At 42.5% G+C, this 16014-nt stretch carries 18 protein-coding genes; 17 read left to right on the forward strand and 1 reads right to left on the reverse strand.

The window, feature by feature from the left end:
* Positions 1-13 precede the first annotated feature (13 nt).
* The 17 genes from nrfD (at position 14) to DEO27_RS29600 (ending at position 14299) form a co-directional block, all read left to right on the forward strand.
* Positions 14-1486 (forward strand): NrfD/PsrC family molybdoenzyme membrane anchor subunit, encoded by a 1473-nt coding sequence (gene nrfD / locus DEO27_RS29520; RefSeq protein WP_112574716.1) that lies wholly within the window; start codon positions 14-16, stop codon positions 1484-1486.
* A gap of 7 nt (positions 1487-1493) precedes the next feature.
* Positions 1494-2030 carry a DUF3341 domain-containing protein gene (locus tag DEO27_RS29525; RefSeq protein ID WP_112574715.1) on the forward strand — a complete coding sequence of 179 codons (537 nt, stop codon included), beginning with the start codon at positions 1494-1496 and terminating at the stop codon, positions 2028-2030.
* Entirely contained in the window at positions 2014-2598 is a 585-nt protein-coding gene (locus DEO27_RS29530; RefSeq protein ID WP_112574714.1) for a c-type cytochrome, read from the forward strand. Before DEO27_RS29525 ends, DEO27_RS29530 begins: the two co-directional genes overlap by 17 nt.
* Before the next feature lie 13 nt (positions 2599-2611).
* A complete protein-coding gene (locus DEO27_RS29535; RefSeq protein ID WP_112574713.1) occupies positions 2612-3880 on the forward strand; it encodes a quinol:cytochrome C oxidoreductase in 1269 nt (422 codons plus the stop codon).
* A gap of 49 nt (positions 3881-3929) precedes the next feature.
* Positions 3930-5114, forward strand: coding sequence for a cytochrome c oxidase subunit II (locus tag DEO27_RS29540; RefSeq protein WP_223818082.1), 1185 nt, complete (start codon positions 3930-3932; stop codon positions 5112-5114).
* A 20-nt stretch (positions 5115-5134) separates the two neighbouring features.
* Positions 5135-7024 (forward strand): cbb3-type cytochrome c oxidase subunit I, encoded by a 1890-nt coding sequence (locus DEO27_RS29545; RefSeq protein ID WP_190295272.1) that lies wholly within the window; start codon positions 5135-5137, stop codon positions 7022-7024.
* A 138-nt stretch (positions 7025-7162) separates the two neighbouring features.
* Positions 7163-8221, forward strand: a complete 1059-nt coding sequence (locus DEO27_RS29550) for a COX15/CtaA family protein (RefSeq protein ID WP_112574711.1) — start codon at positions 7163-7165, stop codon at positions 8219-8221.
* Entirely contained in the window at positions 8218-9081 is an 864-nt protein-coding gene (gene cyoE / locus DEO27_RS29555; protein WP_112574710.1) for a heme o synthase, read from the forward strand. The genes DEO27_RS29550 and cyoE overlap by 4 nt, the downstream gene beginning before the upstream one ends.
* A gap of 1 nt (position 9082) precedes the next feature.
* A complete protein-coding gene (locus tag DEO27_RS29560) occupies positions 9083-9667 on the forward strand; it encodes a heme-copper oxidase subunit III (protein ID WP_317132975.1) in 585 nt (194 codons plus the stop codon).
* Between the two features lie 21 nt (positions 9668-9688).
* The gene (locus DEO27_RS29565) at positions 9689-10408 is read left to right on the forward strand and encodes a cytochrome c oxidase subunit 3 (RefSeq protein ID WP_112574709.1); all 720 of its coding nucleotides are present in this window, start codon (positions 9689-9691) and stop codon (positions 10406-10408) included.
* Between the two features lie 11 nt (positions 10409-10419).
* Positions 10420-10761 (forward strand): cytochrome C oxidase subunit IV family protein, encoded by a 342-nt coding sequence (locus DEO27_RS29570; RefSeq protein ID WP_112574708.1) that lies wholly within the window; start codon positions 10420-10422, stop codon positions 10759-10761.
* A 29-nt stretch (positions 10762-10790) separates the two neighbouring features.
* Positions 10791-11459: an SCO family protein gene (locus DEO27_RS29575; protein ID WP_223818083.1), complete on the forward strand. Its 669-nt coding sequence runs from the start codon at positions 10791-10793 to the stop codon at positions 11457-11459.
* 6 nt (positions 11460-11465) lie between these two features.
* The gene (locus DEO27_RS29580; RefSeq protein WP_112574706.1) at positions 11466-12041 is read left to right on the forward strand and encodes a DUF420 domain-containing protein; all 576 of its coding nucleotides are present in this window, start codon (positions 11466-11468) and stop codon (positions 12039-12041) included.
* A 25-nt stretch (positions 12042-12066) separates the two neighbouring features.
* Positions 12067-12345 carry a hypothetical protein gene (locus DEO27_RS29585; protein WP_112574705.1) on the forward strand — a complete coding sequence of 93 codons (279 nt, stop codon included), beginning with the start codon at positions 12067-12069 and terminating at the stop codon, positions 12343-12345.
* Between the two features lie 56 nt (positions 12346-12401).
* A complete protein-coding gene (locus tag DEO27_RS29590) occupies positions 12402-12806 on the forward strand; it encodes a DUF983 domain-containing protein (RefSeq protein WP_190295273.1) in 405 nt (134 codons plus the stop codon).
* The gene (locus DEO27_RS29595; RefSeq protein WP_112574703.1) at positions 12784-13446 is read left to right on the forward strand and encodes a DUF2461 domain-containing protein; all 663 of its coding nucleotides are present in this window, start codon (positions 12784-12786) and stop codon (positions 13444-13446) included. Before DEO27_RS29590 ends, DEO27_RS29595 begins: the two co-directional genes overlap by 23 nt.
* Positions 13447-13471: 25 nt before the next feature.
* Positions 13472-14299, forward strand: coding sequence for an OmpA family protein (locus tag DEO27_RS29600; protein WP_223818084.1), 828 nt, complete (start codon positions 13472-13474; stop codon positions 14297-14299).
* A 126-nt stretch (positions 14300-14425) separates the two neighbouring features.
* Here DEO27_RS29600 and odhB read toward each other — a convergent pair whose 3' ends face one another.
* A complete protein-coding gene (odhB, locus tag DEO27_RS29605) occupies positions 14426-16006 on the reverse strand; it encodes a 2-oxoglutarate dehydrogenase complex dihydrolipoyllysine-residue succinyltransferase (RefSeq protein ID WP_112574558.1) in 1581 nt (526 codons plus the stop codon).
* Positions 16007-16014: the final 8 nt, after the last annotated feature.

Here is a 16014-nt window from a genome sequence, read left to right on the forward strand (position 1 = left end):
GAGATTAAGATATATGGCATCTCATAGTGAATCAATAATAAGGGAACCGTTAATTACGGGTAAAGACATCACGTATGGACAAATTACGAATGATGTATTACGCCCTGTAGAAAATATGCCGGGTAAAGCCTGGTGGATCGGTTTTAGTGTGGCTTCGCTTGGCGCCTCACTTTGGGTTTTCGCGATCAGCTGGACTTTCTGGTTCGGTCTTGGTGAGTGGGGCCTGAACAAAACAGTAGGATGGGCTTGGGACATTACCGGTTTCGTATGGTGGGTAGGTATCGGTCACGCCGGTACGCTTATCTCTGCGGTATTGTTACTGTTCCGTCAAAACTGGCGTAATTCCATTAACCGCTCGGCCGAGGCGATGACAATCTTCGCGGTAATTTGTGCGGCTACTTATATCGCCGCTCACATGGGTCGTCCATGGATGGCTGTTTATTCATTACCGTTACCAAACCAGTACGGTTCATTATGGGTAAACTGGAACTCACCACTTATCTGGGACGTATTCGCGATTTCAACATACTTCTCGGTTTCATTAGTATTCTGGTATACTGGTTTATTGCCTGATATCGCTACTATCCGTGACCGTGCACAAGGTCTTCGCCGCCGTATCTATTCGGTATTGTCATTCGGCTGGACAGGTTCAGTTAAAACCTGGCAGCGTTTTGAAACAGTATCATTGATCCTGGCCGGTGTTTCAACCCCACTGGTACTTTCGGTACACACCATTGTATCCATGGACTTTGCAACTTCGTTGGAACCAGGATGGCACACCACCATCTTCCCTCCATACTTCGTTGCCGGTGCGATCTTCTCTGGTTTTGCCATGGTGCAAACCCTGTTGCTTATCGCACGTAAAGTATTAGGACTTGAAAACTACATCACCATGTTCCACATCGAATCGATGAACAAGATCATCATGTTAACCGGTTCGATAGTAGGTGTGGCTTACTTAACGGAGTTGTTCATCGCGTTCTACTCACAAAATGAGTATGAGCAATATGCTTTCGCAAACCGTATCGCCGGTCCGTACTGGTGGGCATACTGGAGCATGATGACCTGTAACGTAATTACGCCACAGTTGTTCTGGTTCAAAAAGATCCGTACCAACATTCCGTTGTCATGGGTATTGTCAATCGTGGTTAACATCGGTATGTGGTTCGAACGTTTCGTAATTATCGTTACCTCATTGCACCGTGACTTTATACCATCAAGCTGGGCTATGTTTTATCCAACCTGGGTTGATGTGAGCGTGTTCATCGGTTCAATTGGTGTATTCTTTACCATGTTCCTGTTGTTCATCAGGGTATTACCTTCAGTGGCTATGGCCGAGGTGAAACTGTTGCTGAAAAGCTCAAGCGAGCAAGCTAAGAAGAAACTTATGGACGAAGGTCATGTTGAGCCGGCTGAGGCTGAGTTCTACATCGCTTCACTCGAGAAATTTGATAGTGTTAACCAGTCTGAATACTTAAAAGCATAATACTATAATGAGTAGCACTAAATATATATTAGGCGTTTTTGATGATCCCGATGAAATGATGCACGGGATTGATAAGCTGCAAAAGAACAGCGTACCAATTTATGATGTTTACACCCCTATGCCTATCCACGGTATTGAGGCTAAACTGAACATTAAGGATTCGCGTCTTGGTTATGCAGCATTTATGTTCGGCTGTTTAGGTGGCACGATCATGTTCTCAATGGTGTATTATATGCTTGTTCATGACTGGCCTATTAACATCGGTGGTAAAAACTTTTTCGCTATCCCCGATTTTATCCCGGTTACATTTGAGTGGACGGTATTATGGACTTCTTTTGGTATGACATTTACGTTCTTCTTCGCGTCACACCTGTTCCCGGGCCGTACGCCAAGAGTAATGGACTTAAGAGCGACAGATGACAAGTTTGTAATTGCCATTAACGCTAAAGGAAACATTCCACACGAGGATATAACTAATTTACTAAAAGAAGCGGGTGCTACAGAAGTGAAGCATAACGACAGAAAATATGTTAGCTATGAATAAAATTAAAATATTAGGAACAATAGTTACCGTTATCGCTGCTTCGATAATTTTTACATCGTGCAAAGATAAAAGGAGTACCGGTTGGGAGTATGCACCTAATATGTACGAGCATTTAGCATACGATCCGGATCAAAAAAATAACAATTTCAAAGATGGTAAAACGGCTCAGTTGCCACCTGCCGGAACAATCCCGGTTGGCTTTACCAAATTTGATTATCCAAATACCAAAGAAGGTTATGAATTAGCCAGCGTAGAGGTTAAATCAGTATTGGCGCAAACCCAGGCTAACTATGCTGATGGTAAGATTTTGTTTGAGCATTTCTGCTCTCCTTGCCATGGTGTTAACGGACAGGGTGACGGATTGGTGGTTCAGCACGGTTATCCGGCTCCTCCATCATATTCAAAAGGCCAGTCATCACGCGGTGGTAACATGAAAGACCTTACAGACGGTAAAATTTATCATACCATTACTTACGGTGTAAATGCTATGGGTTCATACGCTTCTCAGCTTGCTCCCGAAGAACGCTGGAAAGTGATCATGTATGTTCACCATTTACAAACCTTATAAGAAAAAGATATTAATGAAGACTCATAATAATTTTGACGGGCAATACGAATTTGTCGGCAAAGCCAAAACATGGAGCTTGATATGCATCGTGATTGGTTTGGTTGCCATACTTGGTGGCTTCGCGCTTGGCTACACCGAGCGTACTTTTGCCAACCTATTGCTGATGACCTACTACTTTGCAGCGGTTTGTATGTGCGGTATTTTCTTTTGCGCCGTACAATATGCAGCTCAGGCAGGTTGGTCTGCATCAATGATCAGGATCCCACAGGCTTTCGGTAAAGTTTTGCCGATTGCAGCAGTTACCCTCATTTTGGTAGTAATTGCAGGGTTTTCATTAACACATACAGTAACCAACGAAGAAGGTAAGCAGGTTGTTGCCCCTTACTTATATAAAATTTGGGCTGCTGTTGGCGTTACTGATCCTCACAGCGAAAACTATAATGCTATCATCGCTGGTAAAGCAGGTTACATGAACAAAGTAGGATTTGTGATCCGTTTGATCTGTTTCCTTGGTTCATATTGCATATTCGGTCGTTTATTAGCTAAATATTCAGAAGCTGAAGATGATCTGGGCGGTATGTTCTACTACAAAAGGAGCTTTAACATGTCATGCTTGTTCCTGGTGATCTTTGGTTTTACTACTCCTATCTACGCTTTTGATACTATCATGTCATTAGAAGCTGAGTGGTTTTCAACAATGTTTGGCTGGTATAACTTTGCTGCCATGTGGGTAAGCGGTTTATCGGTTATCACGCTTACATTGATCAGGTTGAAACGTATCGGTTATTTTGAATGGGTTAGTGAAGACCATATGCATAGCTTAACCAAATTTATCTTCGGTTTTTCTATCTTCTGGACTTATGTATGGTTTGCTCAGTTCTTGTTGATCTACTACGCTAACATGCCTGAAGAAACTGTTTACTTCTTTAAACGTTGGGAGCCAGAGTTTAAGCCATGGTTCTGGATTAACATTGTTGTTAACTTCCTTACTCCGTTATTGGTGTTGATGTCACGTGACTCTAAACGTATCTATCGTACAGTTGAGATTATGTGTATCATCCTGATTGTTGGTCACTGGTTAGATTACTTTATGATGATCATGCCTGGTACAGTTGGCCCAACTTCATCATGGTTAACTGAAATTGGCCCGATTGAGATAGGCGTATTCGTAGGTTTCGGTGGTTTATTTACTTTCACAGCGATGACTGCTTTAACCAAGTTCAAGTCGCTTGTTCCTAAAAAACACCCGTTCTTGCAGGAAAGCCTTCATCATCACATATAATAATTATTACATTTGCACCAAAATACAGAATACCAAACAGCTTACTAAAATGGGATTCAGAAAACTAATAAATTCTAAAAAATTACTATCGTTCTTCGCTGCGTTTATGCTCCTGGGCACAAACCTGCTGATGGCGCAAACTGCGGCCGCAGGTGCGGCACAGGAGGAAGCCCCTAAGGTTGACTGGACCGGGGTAGCATATTATGTAGCTATATTTTTCCTGATCTGTTTAGGTATTGCTATTGTTGGCAAAATCCTTAAGATATATGATCTTACCCTGAAAATGCAGGGTAAAAAAGGTATCAAATGGAACAACATCATGGCGGTGATCTGTATCATCTTCCTTCTTGCTGGTCTTTATGGTTCTTACTGGTCATTTACCGAACAAGGCAGCATGACTTTACCAGAAGCTGCTTCAGCTCACGGTGTTAAAATAGATGAGATGTTTACCGTCACTACTGTTTTAACAATGATAGTGTTTTTCGTTACCCAGATCCTGCTGTTTACATTCCTGTTCCGGTACCGTCATTCTGATAAACGTCGTGCGCACTTCCTGCCTCACAATAACACCATCGAGAAAGTTTGGACAATTGCTCCGGCTATCGTACTTACTATCCTGGTAGTATTTGGTTTCTTTACCTGGCAGAAGATCATGAACAGCGAAAACCTTAAGGACGATATCAACATCGACGTAACCGGTCACCAGTTTGCCTGGGAACTACGTTACCCTGGTAAAGATGGTGTGTTGGGCCCTAAAGATTTCCGTTTGGTTACAGGTGCAAATAACCTGGGTGTTAACTTCAAAAAGAAAAGCAGCTTTGATGACTTAAAGGTTGATACTATGTATTTGCCGGTTAATAAATCAATCAGGTTGAATATCCTTGCTCAGGACGTGATCCATAGTGTTTACATGCCTCACTTCAGGGTTCAATTGAACGCTGTACCTGGCTTGCCAACCTTCTTTAAATTTACCCCAACTATTACTACCGCTCAAATGCGGACTAAATTGGACGATCCTAAATTTGAATATACCCTTTACTGCAACAAAATATGCGGTGGAAGCCACTACAACATGCAAAAAGTTGTACGTGTTGTTACCGAAGCCGAATATCAGTCATGGCTGTCAAGGCAAAAGCCTTACCTGAATGACGCTTTAAGAAAAGAGCTTCATTTTGCAGCAGCAAACAGCGAGCAGAGCGGTGCTTCAACAAATAGGATAGCGTTAAATAATTAATAAAGATAAGAAAGATAGATATGTCAACATTAGCAGTTCACGACCACGCAGGAACACACCACGACGAACACGGTCACGAACATCACCATGACCAATCATTCCTGTCTAAATATGTATTTAGCATGGACCACAAGATGATTGCCAAGCAATTCCTGATCACAGGTATTACTATGGCGGTTATCGCAATGATTTTGTCAATCCTGTTTAGGATCCAACTTGCTTACCCTGATAAAACATTCCCGCTGTTAACTACTTTGTTAGGTCGTTTTGCTCCTAACGGTCGTATCAGCCCCGATTTTTACCTGGCATTGGTTACCATTCACGGTACCATTATGGTATTCTTCGTATTAACTGCCGGCTTGAGCGGTACTTTTGCCAACTTATTAATTCCATTGCAGGTAGGTGCGCGTGATATGGCTTCGCCTTTCATGAACATGCTTTCATACTGGTTCTTCTTTTTAGCCAGCGTTATCATGTTGTCATCATTCTTTGTACAAAAAGGCCCTGCCAGTGGTGGTTGGACAATTTACCCGCCATTATCTGCATTGCCCAAAGCAATGCCGGGCTCTGGCGAAGGTATGACCTTATGGTTAATCAGTATGGTATTGTTCGTAGCATCATCATTAATGGGTGGTATCAACTACGTAAGTACCGTATTAAACATGCGTACAAAAGGTATGGACCTTTGGAAAATGCCTTTAACTATCTGGGCATTATTCCTTACAGCTATCTTAGGTATCCTTGCATTCCCGGTTTTAGTTGCCGGTGTAGTATTGTTGATATTTGACCGTAGCGTTGGTACAAGCTTCTATTTATCTGATATCGTATTAAACGGCGTACAGCAACCATTTGAAGGTGGTAGCCCTATCCTGTTCCAGCACTTATTCTGGTTCTTAGGTCACCCGGAAGTATATATCGTAATTATGCCTGCGATGGGTATCTCGTCTGAGATCATGTCGGTAAATTCACGTAAACCTATTTTCGGTTACCATGCGATGGTTTACTCTTTGATCGGTATTACAGTATTGTCGTTCATCGTATGGGGCCACCACATGTTTGTTACCGGTATGAACCCGTTCCTGGGTGGTGTGTTCATGATTACTACATTGATCATCGCAGTACCATCGGCGGTAAAAACGTTCAACTGGTTAGCTACACTTTGGCGCGGTAACATCAGGTTTACACCTGCTATGTTGTTCGCTATCGGTATGGTGTCGTTCTTCATCTCTGGTGGTTTAACAGGTATCTTCCTGGGTAACGCTGCATTAGATATCAACTTACATGATACTTATTTCGTGGTGGCTCACTTCCACTTAGTAATGGGTTCTGCAGCTATATTTGGTATGCTTGCCGGTGTTTACCACTGGTTCCCTAAAATGTTCGGCCGTATGATGGACGAGAAATTAGGTTACCTGCACTTCTGGTTAACATTTATCTGTGCTTACCTGGTATTTTTCCCAATGCACTTTATGGGTCTTGACGGTGTGCCACGTAGGTACTATGCTTTCACCGAGTTTGCTTCAATGCAAAAATGGTTAACCATTAACACCTTTGTTACCTGGGCTGCTATTATCGCCGCACTTACACAGTTTGGTTTCCTTTATAACTTCTTTGTATCAATCTTCAAAGGACGGAAAGCAACTCAAAATCCATGGGAGTCAAATACTTTAGAGTGGACTACTCCTGTTGAGCACCTGCATGGCAACTGGCCAGGCGAAATTCCAACTGTTTACCGTTGGCCATATGATTACAGCAAACCGGGTGCAGAAGAGGATTACATCCCTCAAACTGTTCCTTACTCGCAAACAATGAGCTCAAACGTACCTCACGATTTTGAAGATAATCCTGTAGGTTTAGAAGAACTGAACAAGTTTACAAGTACGCTGAAAGCAAACGAACAAGTAAAATAATTTTAATACTTATCTGATCTTTTAGGGTACCAGTTAAGTCTTAAGTCGGAAGTTTTAAGTACGAAGTTTAACAACTGAGAACTTACTACTTGGAACTTCCGGCTTGGCAGGTACCCTAAATTTTTAGAAATATTTTAGATGAGCACAGCCGCAAAAAATAGGTTTCAAAAGATCAATATTACAACCATTGTTCTGCTGTTTGTTTTGATTCTTGCCGGTGGTGTTGTACGTAGCTCAGGTTCAGGTATGGGATGCCCCGACTGGCCAAAATGTTTCGGAAGGTATATCCCACCAACCGATATAAGCGATCTCCCAAAAGATTACAAGCAAAAATACGTTGCCAAACGCCTGGAGAAAAACCAGCGTTTTGCCAAAACACTTGATGTGTTTGGCTATAGCGACTTGGCTAAACGTATCCGCGAAGACCGTTCTATCCTTGTCCCTGAAGATTTTAACGCAGGTAAAACCTGGACGGAATATATCAACCGTTTAGTTGGTGCGTTATCCGGTTTTTTTCTGTTGCTTTCGGTTGTATTTTCTTTTAGCTATTGGAAAACAGATAAAAGGATAGCAATTCTGAGCATATTCAATCTTGTTTTGGTTGGATTTCAGGCTTGGTTAGGTTCAATTGTGGTATCGACCAATTTAGTAGCCTGGATAGTTACTGTACATATGCTTTTAGCCCTGGCCATTTTAGCGATTTGTATTTATACTTATCATGTTGCTAAGATCTCCGGAAAGAAAACTGCGGGTTCAACGCCTTTGATTTACATCATAACACTTACAGCAGTTTTTGTAAGTATCCTGCAGATCGCATTCGGTACTGAAGTTAGGGAGAAGATAGATGCGGTTGCTAACCATTTTCAGGGCGGTTACCGCAAAGATTGGATCACTAACGCCGGCGAGATATTTCAGCATCACAGGGATATAGCTATCCTGGTATTGGTGCTTAACGTAGCTTTATTTGTTTTGATCCGCAAAGGCTTTAATAGGCATTCTATTCAACAGCAGTTGATGAGTTTTACATTTTTAATGATCACGCTACAGATAGTAACCGGGATTTTGTTATCATACCTCGCTTTGCCGCCGGTTGCCCAGGCCGCGCATATCGTATTGGCGAGTTTAATATTTGGGGCACAATTTTATTTGCTTTTGAATTTATTTCAAGGTGTTAAGGGTAGGGAGGTAAGCAGATGAAATGGGCTGATTTTTCGAAACTAATTAAAACGAGGCTCACCTCGTTGGTGGTGTTTTCGGCATCAATATCATTTTTAATCGGAAGCCGTGCAAACGGTCATATCGTTTGGATTGATTGGATAAAACTAATCATTGGTGGTTTTTTGGTTACATCAGCAGCAAATGCTTTTAACGAGATCATCGAAAAAGATCTGGATAAGCTGATGAAGCGCACCATGGACCGTCCGATCCCTTCCGGTAAAATGACTACAGGCCAGGCATTGGTATTAGGTTTAGGTATGGGTATGGCTGGTACTTACCTGCTGGGTAGTTTAAACCTGTTAACAGGTTTATTATCAGTATTCTCGATATTATTGTACGCCTTTGCCTATACGCCGTTAAAACGCAAATCGCCGATAGCGGTATTTGTTGGCGCTATTCCCGGTGCTTTGCCACCACTTACAGGTTATGTGGCCGCGCAGGTACACGGAAGGATAGATGAGATCGCGATAATTTTATTTTCGATCCAGTTTATCTGGCAGTTTGTTCATTTCTGGGCTATTGCCTGGGTTTTGGATGATGATTATAAGCTGGCTGGTTTTAGGTTGCTGCCATCGGGCAAAAGAGATTTAACAAGTGCGGTAATTACGTTTATATTTGCCATCGTATTAGTACCAGTGAGTTTGTTGCCAACCATTTATGGTTACGGTGGTTACTGGGTAGGAGGCGTGTCACTTATATGCAGCCTGATATTTTTATACCAGTCATTCATGCTGTTGCGTACCAGGCAAATACCTGAGGCCCGCAAATTAATGTTCGGCTCGTTTTTTTACCTGCCGGTAGTTCAGATAATGTTTTTAGTAGATTTTATAGTTAAGTGAGATGATGGCAAGGATGGAACAAGATAACGACAGGCTTAACCTGGGTGCCAAAAAGTTTAACATGTGGATTTTCATATTCACGTCCTTTATGCTTTTTGCTGCATTTACCAGTGGTTTTATTGTTTATGCCGGTGGCAGCGGCCACGGTTTAAACGTGATCATGCCTCAGTCGTTTTTGTATAGCACTATTGTTATTGTATTAAGCAGCGGTACGTTGTTTTTGGCCTCAAGGGCTGCAAAAGCATTGCAGTTTGATAAACAGAAACTGTATTTATGGATCACATTGGGCTTAGGTTTGGCATTTTTTGCCTTACAGATCTACGCCTGCTATGTGTTAACATACAAAATGCAGATCTATTTTGTTGATCCTAATGCTTCACGTTCGTTTGTTTACGTTTTTGTAGGCGCGCATTTGGTTCACATTTTTGCGGCGCTGTTATTGCTAATAAATACACTTATAGGTACATACCGTAATATCCCTCAGGTACGGAACATGTTTAAGATGGAATTAACCTCCATTTTCTGGCATTTTCTCGATATTATATGGATTTATCTGTATGTTTTTTTACTTTTGAATCATAATTAATACACCCATAGATTAGTACAGATGAGTACAACAGTTTCACAAATTGACGAAGTAAAAACTTCGCCCTGGTCGGGAGGAAGATCCCCGTTCAACGTGGAGTACGGAAAAATAATGATGTGGTTTTTCCTCCTTTCGGATGCGTTCACCTTTTCATCATTATTGATAGCTTATGGTTCATTACGTTTCAGTGCAAGCGTATGGCCAGGTGCTGATAAGGTTTTTCAATCAGTACCGGGATTAGTTGATCACGGTGCACCACTGGTGTTTGTGGGTTTAATGACCTTCATCCTCATTGCAAGTTCTGTTACCATGGTATTAGCTGTTGAGGCTGGTCACCGTAACGCAAAAAGCGAGGTTGTAGGTTGGATGATAGCTACAGTTATTGGTGGTTTCATGTTCCTTGGCTGTCAGGCGTTGGAGTGGGGCCATTTACATCATGAAGGTTTCTGGTGGGGAAGTGTTCCTCCTGCAGAAGAGCTTAAAAAGTTATTCACGGGTGGTACCGAGGCTGTGCAGCATATGACTTCTCAGGAGTTTGCTAACCTGTTTTTTACCATCACAGGATTCCACGGTTTCCACGTATTTACGGGTGTTATTATTAACATTATCATCACGGTTAACGTGTTGATGGGCACATACGAAAAACGCGGCAGTTATTTAATGGTTGAAAAAGTTGGTTTATACTGGCACTTTGTAGACCTTGTTTGGGTATTCGTATTTACATTCTTTTACTTAGTTTAAAACATTTACATATGTCAGCAGAATCGCACGAAGTTCACCACGATGGTGAGCACGAATCAATGAGCAAAAAGCGTATATGGCAAGTAGCCGGTATACTAACCTTTATTACTTGTATTGAGTTTATCATCGCGCTTGCTATAGTTCCAAGTCACCCAGAGCTTTTGAAATATGCTAACCCTGTATACATTGTTTTAACTTTGTTTAAAGCATTTTATATAGTTGCATACTTTATGCACTTGAAGTTTGAAAAAATGGGGTTGATCCTTTCTTTAGTAATCCCAATTATATTTATAATCGGTTTAATCCTGGTACTTACAAACGAAAGCCACCACTGGGTTGACCTAAGGTTCTAATGAACAAGGCTTCCATCTTAAAAAAGATTATGATCCTGGTACTCATCTTAGCAGTACCAGGATTTTTATATTATTTACTTAACGCAAAGGGTAAAAACAGGTATAAACCTCTCGCTGTTTTCGGCCCCAAGGAGGTTGCTAAAACAGGCCATAAGTTTCACGGTAAGTATATCCCGGATACCATTTACCACACCATTCCTGATTTTAAACTTACCGACCAGGAAGGTAAACCGGTTACCTTATCTACCCTGAAAGGGAAGATCTTTGTAGTAAACTTCTTCTACGCCAACTGCCCAACTGTTTGTCAAACTATCAATAAAAACATGAGTTGGCTGGTAGGAACGTACTATAAAAACAAGATGGTTTATTTTCTGACCATTACCGTTGATCCGGAACGTGACACCCGGGAAGTACTCGATAAATATCTGCAGACATTTAAGCCCGAATCAAACCGCTGGCTGATGTGCAGCGGTGATACCTCATCTGTTTACAGTTTTGCGCGCAATGGTCTTTTTGTTAACGCTGCAAGAGCCGGTAACGACTTTGTTTATAGCGATGACTTTGTGCTGATTGATCAGGAGCATCGTATCCGCGGATATTATAAAGCTGCTGTAACCCCCGAGGTTAACCGCCTTAACGACGAGATTAAAGTGCTTATTGCTGAAGAGCTTCGTAAAGTTGATAAGGCCCTATATTAATTAATTATGAGCGATAAATTTATAATCCGCTTTGTTGCGGGTGTTACCATATTTGTAATTGCTGTTGTTGTTTTATTGAACCGGCATCTCATCCCCGGTCCGGCAGTTGCCCCCGCATTTACTCCTTATTTGCCCATGCTTAACGCGGTGCTTAACGGTACCTGTACAGTGTTGCTGCTTTTGTCGCTGTATCAAATTAAACAGGGTAATATAACCTTACATAAGCGTCTTAACATTGTTACGTTCTGCCTGTCGTCGCTTTTCCTGGTATCGTATATCCTGTTTCATTACCTGATGCGTAACGAGATTGTTTATGGTGATCTCAATGGCGATGGAAAATTATCAGATGTGGAAAGAGCTTCAGCTGGTTCTTTACGGACAATTTACTTAGTCATTTTATGGCCCCATATTATACTTGCCGCGGCCGTTTTACCGTTAATCTTATTGAGTTTTCACCGCGGCTTGCAAATGCAGGTTGAAAAACACCGCAAGCTGGTACGCTGGGCATTCCCGATATGGTTATACGTTACTGCAAGCGGCGTTGTGGTTTACTTAATGATCCGTCCGTTTTATCATTTTTAATTTATAATTAGTTAAATTTGTATCTATGAAACAAGGTTTTAAAGTTATCCTTTTTGTAATGGCCCTTGGCCTTATGCTGATTGCCCGCGAGCCGGTAAAGGCCCAGTGTGCGCAATGTGCTGCAACAGTTGAAACAAATGCGCAAAGCGGTAGTTCAAAAACAAGGGGATTAAATAACGGCATCCTGTTTTTATTGGGCGCGCCTTATTTTGCGGTTGCATTAGGTGGCTACATCTGGTATAAGAAATACCGTCGTAAAGATGTTAAGCTTGAAATGCGTCCCGAAAAACTCAATCTGAATTAATACAAAGATCGCGACCCGTTAACGGGCGTTGTCATAATCTTATAAGATACTTCCACGTGTCTCAAACACCAAAGTCATGGGCTATGCTTAAATGTAAATGCCCCCGCTGCAGGCGGGGCGATATGTTTAAGGGTAGCCCTTACAGTTTCTCCAATAAAATAAATCTTAACTGCCCGCATTGTAACCTTTTCTTTGAGATAGAGCCGGGCTACTTTTACGCCGCCATGTATGTGAGTTACGCGTTAAATGTTGGCGAAGCGTTAGGCATAGCATGGCTTACCTATCTTTTAACCCATAACCAGGATTCGCCCTGGTTATACCTTGGCGCTATAATTTTAGGCTGTTTCGCGCTTGCTCCGGTAAATTTCAGATATTCGCGTGTGTTTTTGTTGTATTGGTTATCACCCAAAATACATTACCAAAGCTATTTAGATACTGATGATATACCAGGAAAGTCTTGATTTTTTAAAAGATCTCGCAGAGCATAACAGTCGCGAATGGTTTGCGGCCAATAAAGAGCGTTATGAAAAAGCCCGCGAAAATGTAATTGATTTTACCACCAAGGTACTTGAGGGCGTTCGTAAAATTGAAGCAGGCATGGATGAAAACCTTGATGCCAAAAAGTGCGTGATGCGCATTTACCGCGATATCCGCTTTAGTAAAAATAAGGCGCCTTATAAAAATAATTTCGGGGTAAGTTTACCAACCTCCGGCTTAAAGGGCGGCGGCGTTGAGTACTACCTGCATATCCAGCCCGGTAATTCATTTATCGGCGGCGGATACTGGATGCCAGAAGCCCCGCATTTGAAAGCTATTCGCCAGGAAATTGATTATAATGCGGCCGATCTGAAAAAGATTATAGATGACAAGGAGTTTGTTAAGCTCTTTGGCGATTTTAGGGCACAGGAGCAACTAAAATCCCTGCCGAAGGGTTACGACGCCGATAATGAAAATCTCGACCTGATAAAGCTTAAAAGCTTTGTAGGTTGGCATAAGCTTACGGATAAGGACCTGACTCAGGCCGGATCGGAGAAAATTATCATTGATATGTGCAGCAGGATCCATCCGCTTAATGTGTTTTTGAAGAACGCGCTTGCGTAATAATATATTAAAACCCCAACGTACTATGAAAATTAGATATAGCATTTTAGCCGCTGCTGTGTGTGTAACAATGTACTCATGTAAGGTCATGTCGCCAAAAGCATACAAAACCCTTGTTGCCGAACGCGATTCATTAGCCACACGTACATCAAATTTAGAAGGACAGGTTGCACAACTGCAATCAGATACGGCGCGCCTGCACAGGCAGCTTAACGATCTGCGTAAAAACAACAGTGTGTTAAACAGTAACCTTGATGCAACATCGTCAAAAGCTAACGAATTGGCCGCTCAGACCACAAGATTGGCCGCCGATTTGAAAAAACGCGAAGCACGTTTAAAGGAAGTGGAAGACATTTTAAAGAAACGTGACGAGGCTACCAACGCCCTGCGAGACAAATTACAGAAAGCTCTTTACGGCTTTCAGCAAAGTGGATTAACCGTAGATATCAGAAATGGCAAGGTTTATGTGTCATTAGCTGATAAGTTATTGTTCCCTTCGGGAAGTATTATTATTGACGATAAAGGAAAGGCAGCGTTGAAACAGCTTGCCGCGGTAGTTAATAAGGAAGCTGATATCAATATGGCAGTTGAAGGCCATACCGATGATAAGAAGGTGAAAAACCTTGGCCAGATCAAAGATAACTGGGACCTGAGTGTTTTACGTGCTACTTCGGTAACCCGCTACCTGACCGAAACAGAAGGTGTTGATCCGCACAGGCTTACCGCGACAGGTAAGAGCGAGTTTCAGCCGATAGATGCTACTGCTACTGACGAAGCCCGTGCGAAAAACAGGCGAATAGAGATCGTGCTTACCCCTAAGCTCGATGAGTTATACAACCTGATCACTAAGTAAATAAATGAAGGGCTCCCGGTTAACCATCGGGAGCTTTTTTTGTTTCCAATAACAAGAGAGTATATATAAACAACAAAGCCCGACGAAAACGTCGGGCTTTGTTGTTTATATATGTTGAAGCTTATATTAAACGCCTAACAACAACCTTGCAGGATCTTCCAATAATTGTTTAACCCTTACCAGGAAGCTTACTGATTCGCGGCCGTCAATGATACGGTGATCATATGATAAGGCAAGATACATCATTGGGCGGATAACTACCTGTCCGTTTACAGCTACCGGGCGCTCGATAATGTTGTGCATACCTAAAATAGCCGATTGCGGGGCGTTAATGATAGGCGTTGATAACATTGAACCAAATACACCACCGTTAGTAATGGTGAAGGTACCGCCTGTCATTTCTGGGATGGTCAGTTTGTTTTCGCGGGCTTTACCGGCAAGTACCACAATAGCCTTTTCAATTTCGGCAAGGCTCATGCTATCAGCATTGCGGATAACCGGCACAACCAGACCTTTAGGGGCAGAAACAGCGATAGAGATATCAGCAAAATTGCTGTAAACAATCTCTTCACCTTCAATACGGGCACCAACAGCAGGCCAGTCTTTCAAAGCTTCTGTAACTGCTTTGGTAAAGAACGACATGAAGCCTAAGCCCACATTGTGTTTCTCTTTGAATTTATCTTTGTACTTAGCGCGCAATTCCATGATGGGCTGCATATCAACCTCGTTGAAGGTAGTAAGCATAGCCGTTTCATTTTTAACCGATACCAAACGTTTAGCAACGGTTTTGCGCAGCGAGGTCATTTTCTCACGTTTTTCGTCCCTGGCACCACCAGTAGAGGTTGCAACCGGAGCGGCAGCAGGTTGAGCAGCCGGAGCAGCTGTTTTGGCTGCAGGGGCCTGCGCACCAAGGGCATCGCCTTTGGTAATACGGCCGTCAACACCTGAACCTGATACTGATTTTGGATCAACACCTTTTTCGGCTAATATTTTAGCGGCAGCAGGTGATGGTGTACCTGAAGCATAAGTTTTAGCACTTTCGGCAGCTGCACCACCACGAGGTGATTCATCAGCAGCGCTAACTACTGCAGGAGTAACCGGGGTAGCTGCAGGAGCAGAAGCGCCTGCGCCTTCAATAGTACAAACTACGGCACCAATAGGCAATACATCACCTTCTTTAGCAATAGTTTTTAATGTACCTGCTTTTTCTGCAGTAAGTTCAAATGTAGCTTTATCTGATTCCAGTTCGGCAATAGCTTCATCCATAGCAACTGCTTCACCATCTTTTTTGATCCAGCGTGATAAAGTAACTTCGGTGATAGATTCACCAACCGGAGGTACCTTAATTTCAACTGATGCACCTGACGAAGCAGGGGCGGCAGCAACAGGCTCGGCGGCAACTGGTGCCGGAGCAGGTGCATTGGCTACAACTTCTGCCTGTGGTTGTGCGGCCGGAGCAGCAGCTTGCGCGCCACCATCTTCAATATTGGCAACAACAGCGCCAATGGCTAATACATCGCCTTCATTGGCAACGATTTTTAAAGTACCGGCTTTTTCGGCAGTAAGCTCAAAAGTAGCCTTGTCTGATTCCAGCTCGGCAATAACTTCGTCCATTTCCACATGGTCTCCGTCTTTCTTTTTCCAGCTTGCAAGGGTTACTTCAGTAATTGATTCGCCTACGGTAGGCACCTTAATCGCTAAGCTCATATTGTAGT

Origin of the sequence: Mucilaginibacter rubeus (assembly GCF_003286415.2) — a bacterium.
Classification (GTDB): domain Bacteria; phylum Bacteroidota; class Bacteroidia; order Sphingobacteriales; family Sphingobacteriaceae; genus Mucilaginibacter; species Mucilaginibacter rubeus_A.

What these genes read in the sequence shown, in the direction of transcription:
- nrfD (WP_112574716.1), top strand. Translation starts at nt 14, where the DNA reads ATGGCATCTCATAGTGAATCAATAATAAGGGAACCGTTAATTACGGGT.
- DEO27_RS29525 (WP_112574715.1), top strand. Translation starts at nt 1,494, where the DNA reads ATGAGTAGCACTAAATATATATTAGGCGTTTTTGATGATCCCGATGAA.
- DEO27_RS29530 (WP_112574714.1), top strand. Translation starts at nt 2,014, where the DNA reads ATGTTAGCTATGAATAAAATTAAAATATTAGGAACAATAGTTACCGTT.
- DEO27_RS29535 (WP_112574713.1), top strand. Translation starts at nt 2,612, where the DNA reads ATGAAGACTCATAATAATTTTGACGGGCAATACGAATTTGTCGGCAAA.
- DEO27_RS29540 (WP_223818082.1), top strand. Translation starts at nt 3,930, where the DNA reads ATGGGATTCAGAAAACTAATAAATTCTAAAAAATTACTATCGTTCTTC.
- DEO27_RS29545 (WP_190295272.1), top strand. Translation starts at nt 5,135, where the DNA reads ATGTCAACATTAGCAGTTCACGACCACGCAGGAACACACCACGACGAA.
- DEO27_RS29550 (WP_112574711.1), top strand. Translation starts at nt 7,163, where the DNA reads ATGAGCACAGCCGCAAAAAATAGGTTTCAAAAGATCAATATTACAACC.
- cyoE (WP_112574710.1), top strand. Translation starts at nt 8,218, where the DNA reads ATGAAATGGGCTGATTTTTCGAAACTAATTAAAACGAGGCTCACCTCG.
- DEO27_RS29560 (WP_317132975.1), top strand. Translation starts at nt 9,083, where the DNA reads ATGATGGCAAGGATGGAACAAGATAACGACAGGCTTAACCTGGGTGCC.
- DEO27_RS29565 (WP_112574709.1), top strand. Translation starts at nt 9,689, where the DNA reads ATGAGTACAACAGTTTCACAAATTGACGAAGTAAAAACTTCGCCCTGG.
- DEO27_RS29570 (WP_112574708.1), top strand. Translation starts at nt 10,420, where the DNA reads ATGTCAGCAGAATCGCACGAAGTTCACCACGATGGTGAGCACGAATCA.
- DEO27_RS29575 (WP_223818083.1), top strand. Translation starts at nt 10,791, where the DNA reads ATGATCCTGGTACTCATCTTAGCAGTACCAGGATTTTTATATTATTTA.
- DEO27_RS29580 (WP_112574706.1), top strand. Translation starts at nt 11,466, where the DNA reads ATGAGCGATAAATTTATAATCCGCTTTGTTGCGGGTGTTACCATATTT.
- DEO27_RS29585 (WP_112574705.1), top strand. Translation starts at nt 12,067, where the DNA reads ATGAAACAAGGTTTTAAAGTTATCCTTTTTGTAATGGCCCTTGGCCTT.
- DEO27_RS29595 (WP_112574703.1), top strand. Translation starts at nt 12,784, where the DNA reads ATGATATACCAGGAAAGTCTTGATTTTTTAAAAGATCTCGCAGAGCAT.
- DEO27_RS29600 (WP_223818084.1), top strand. Translation starts at nt 13,472, where the DNA reads ATGAAAATTAGATATAGCATTTTAGCCGCTGCTGTGTGTGTAACAATG.
- odhB (WP_112574558.1), bottom strand. Translation starts at nt 16,006, where the DNA reads ATGAGCTTAGCGATTAAGGTGCCTACCGTAGGCGAATCAATTACTGAA.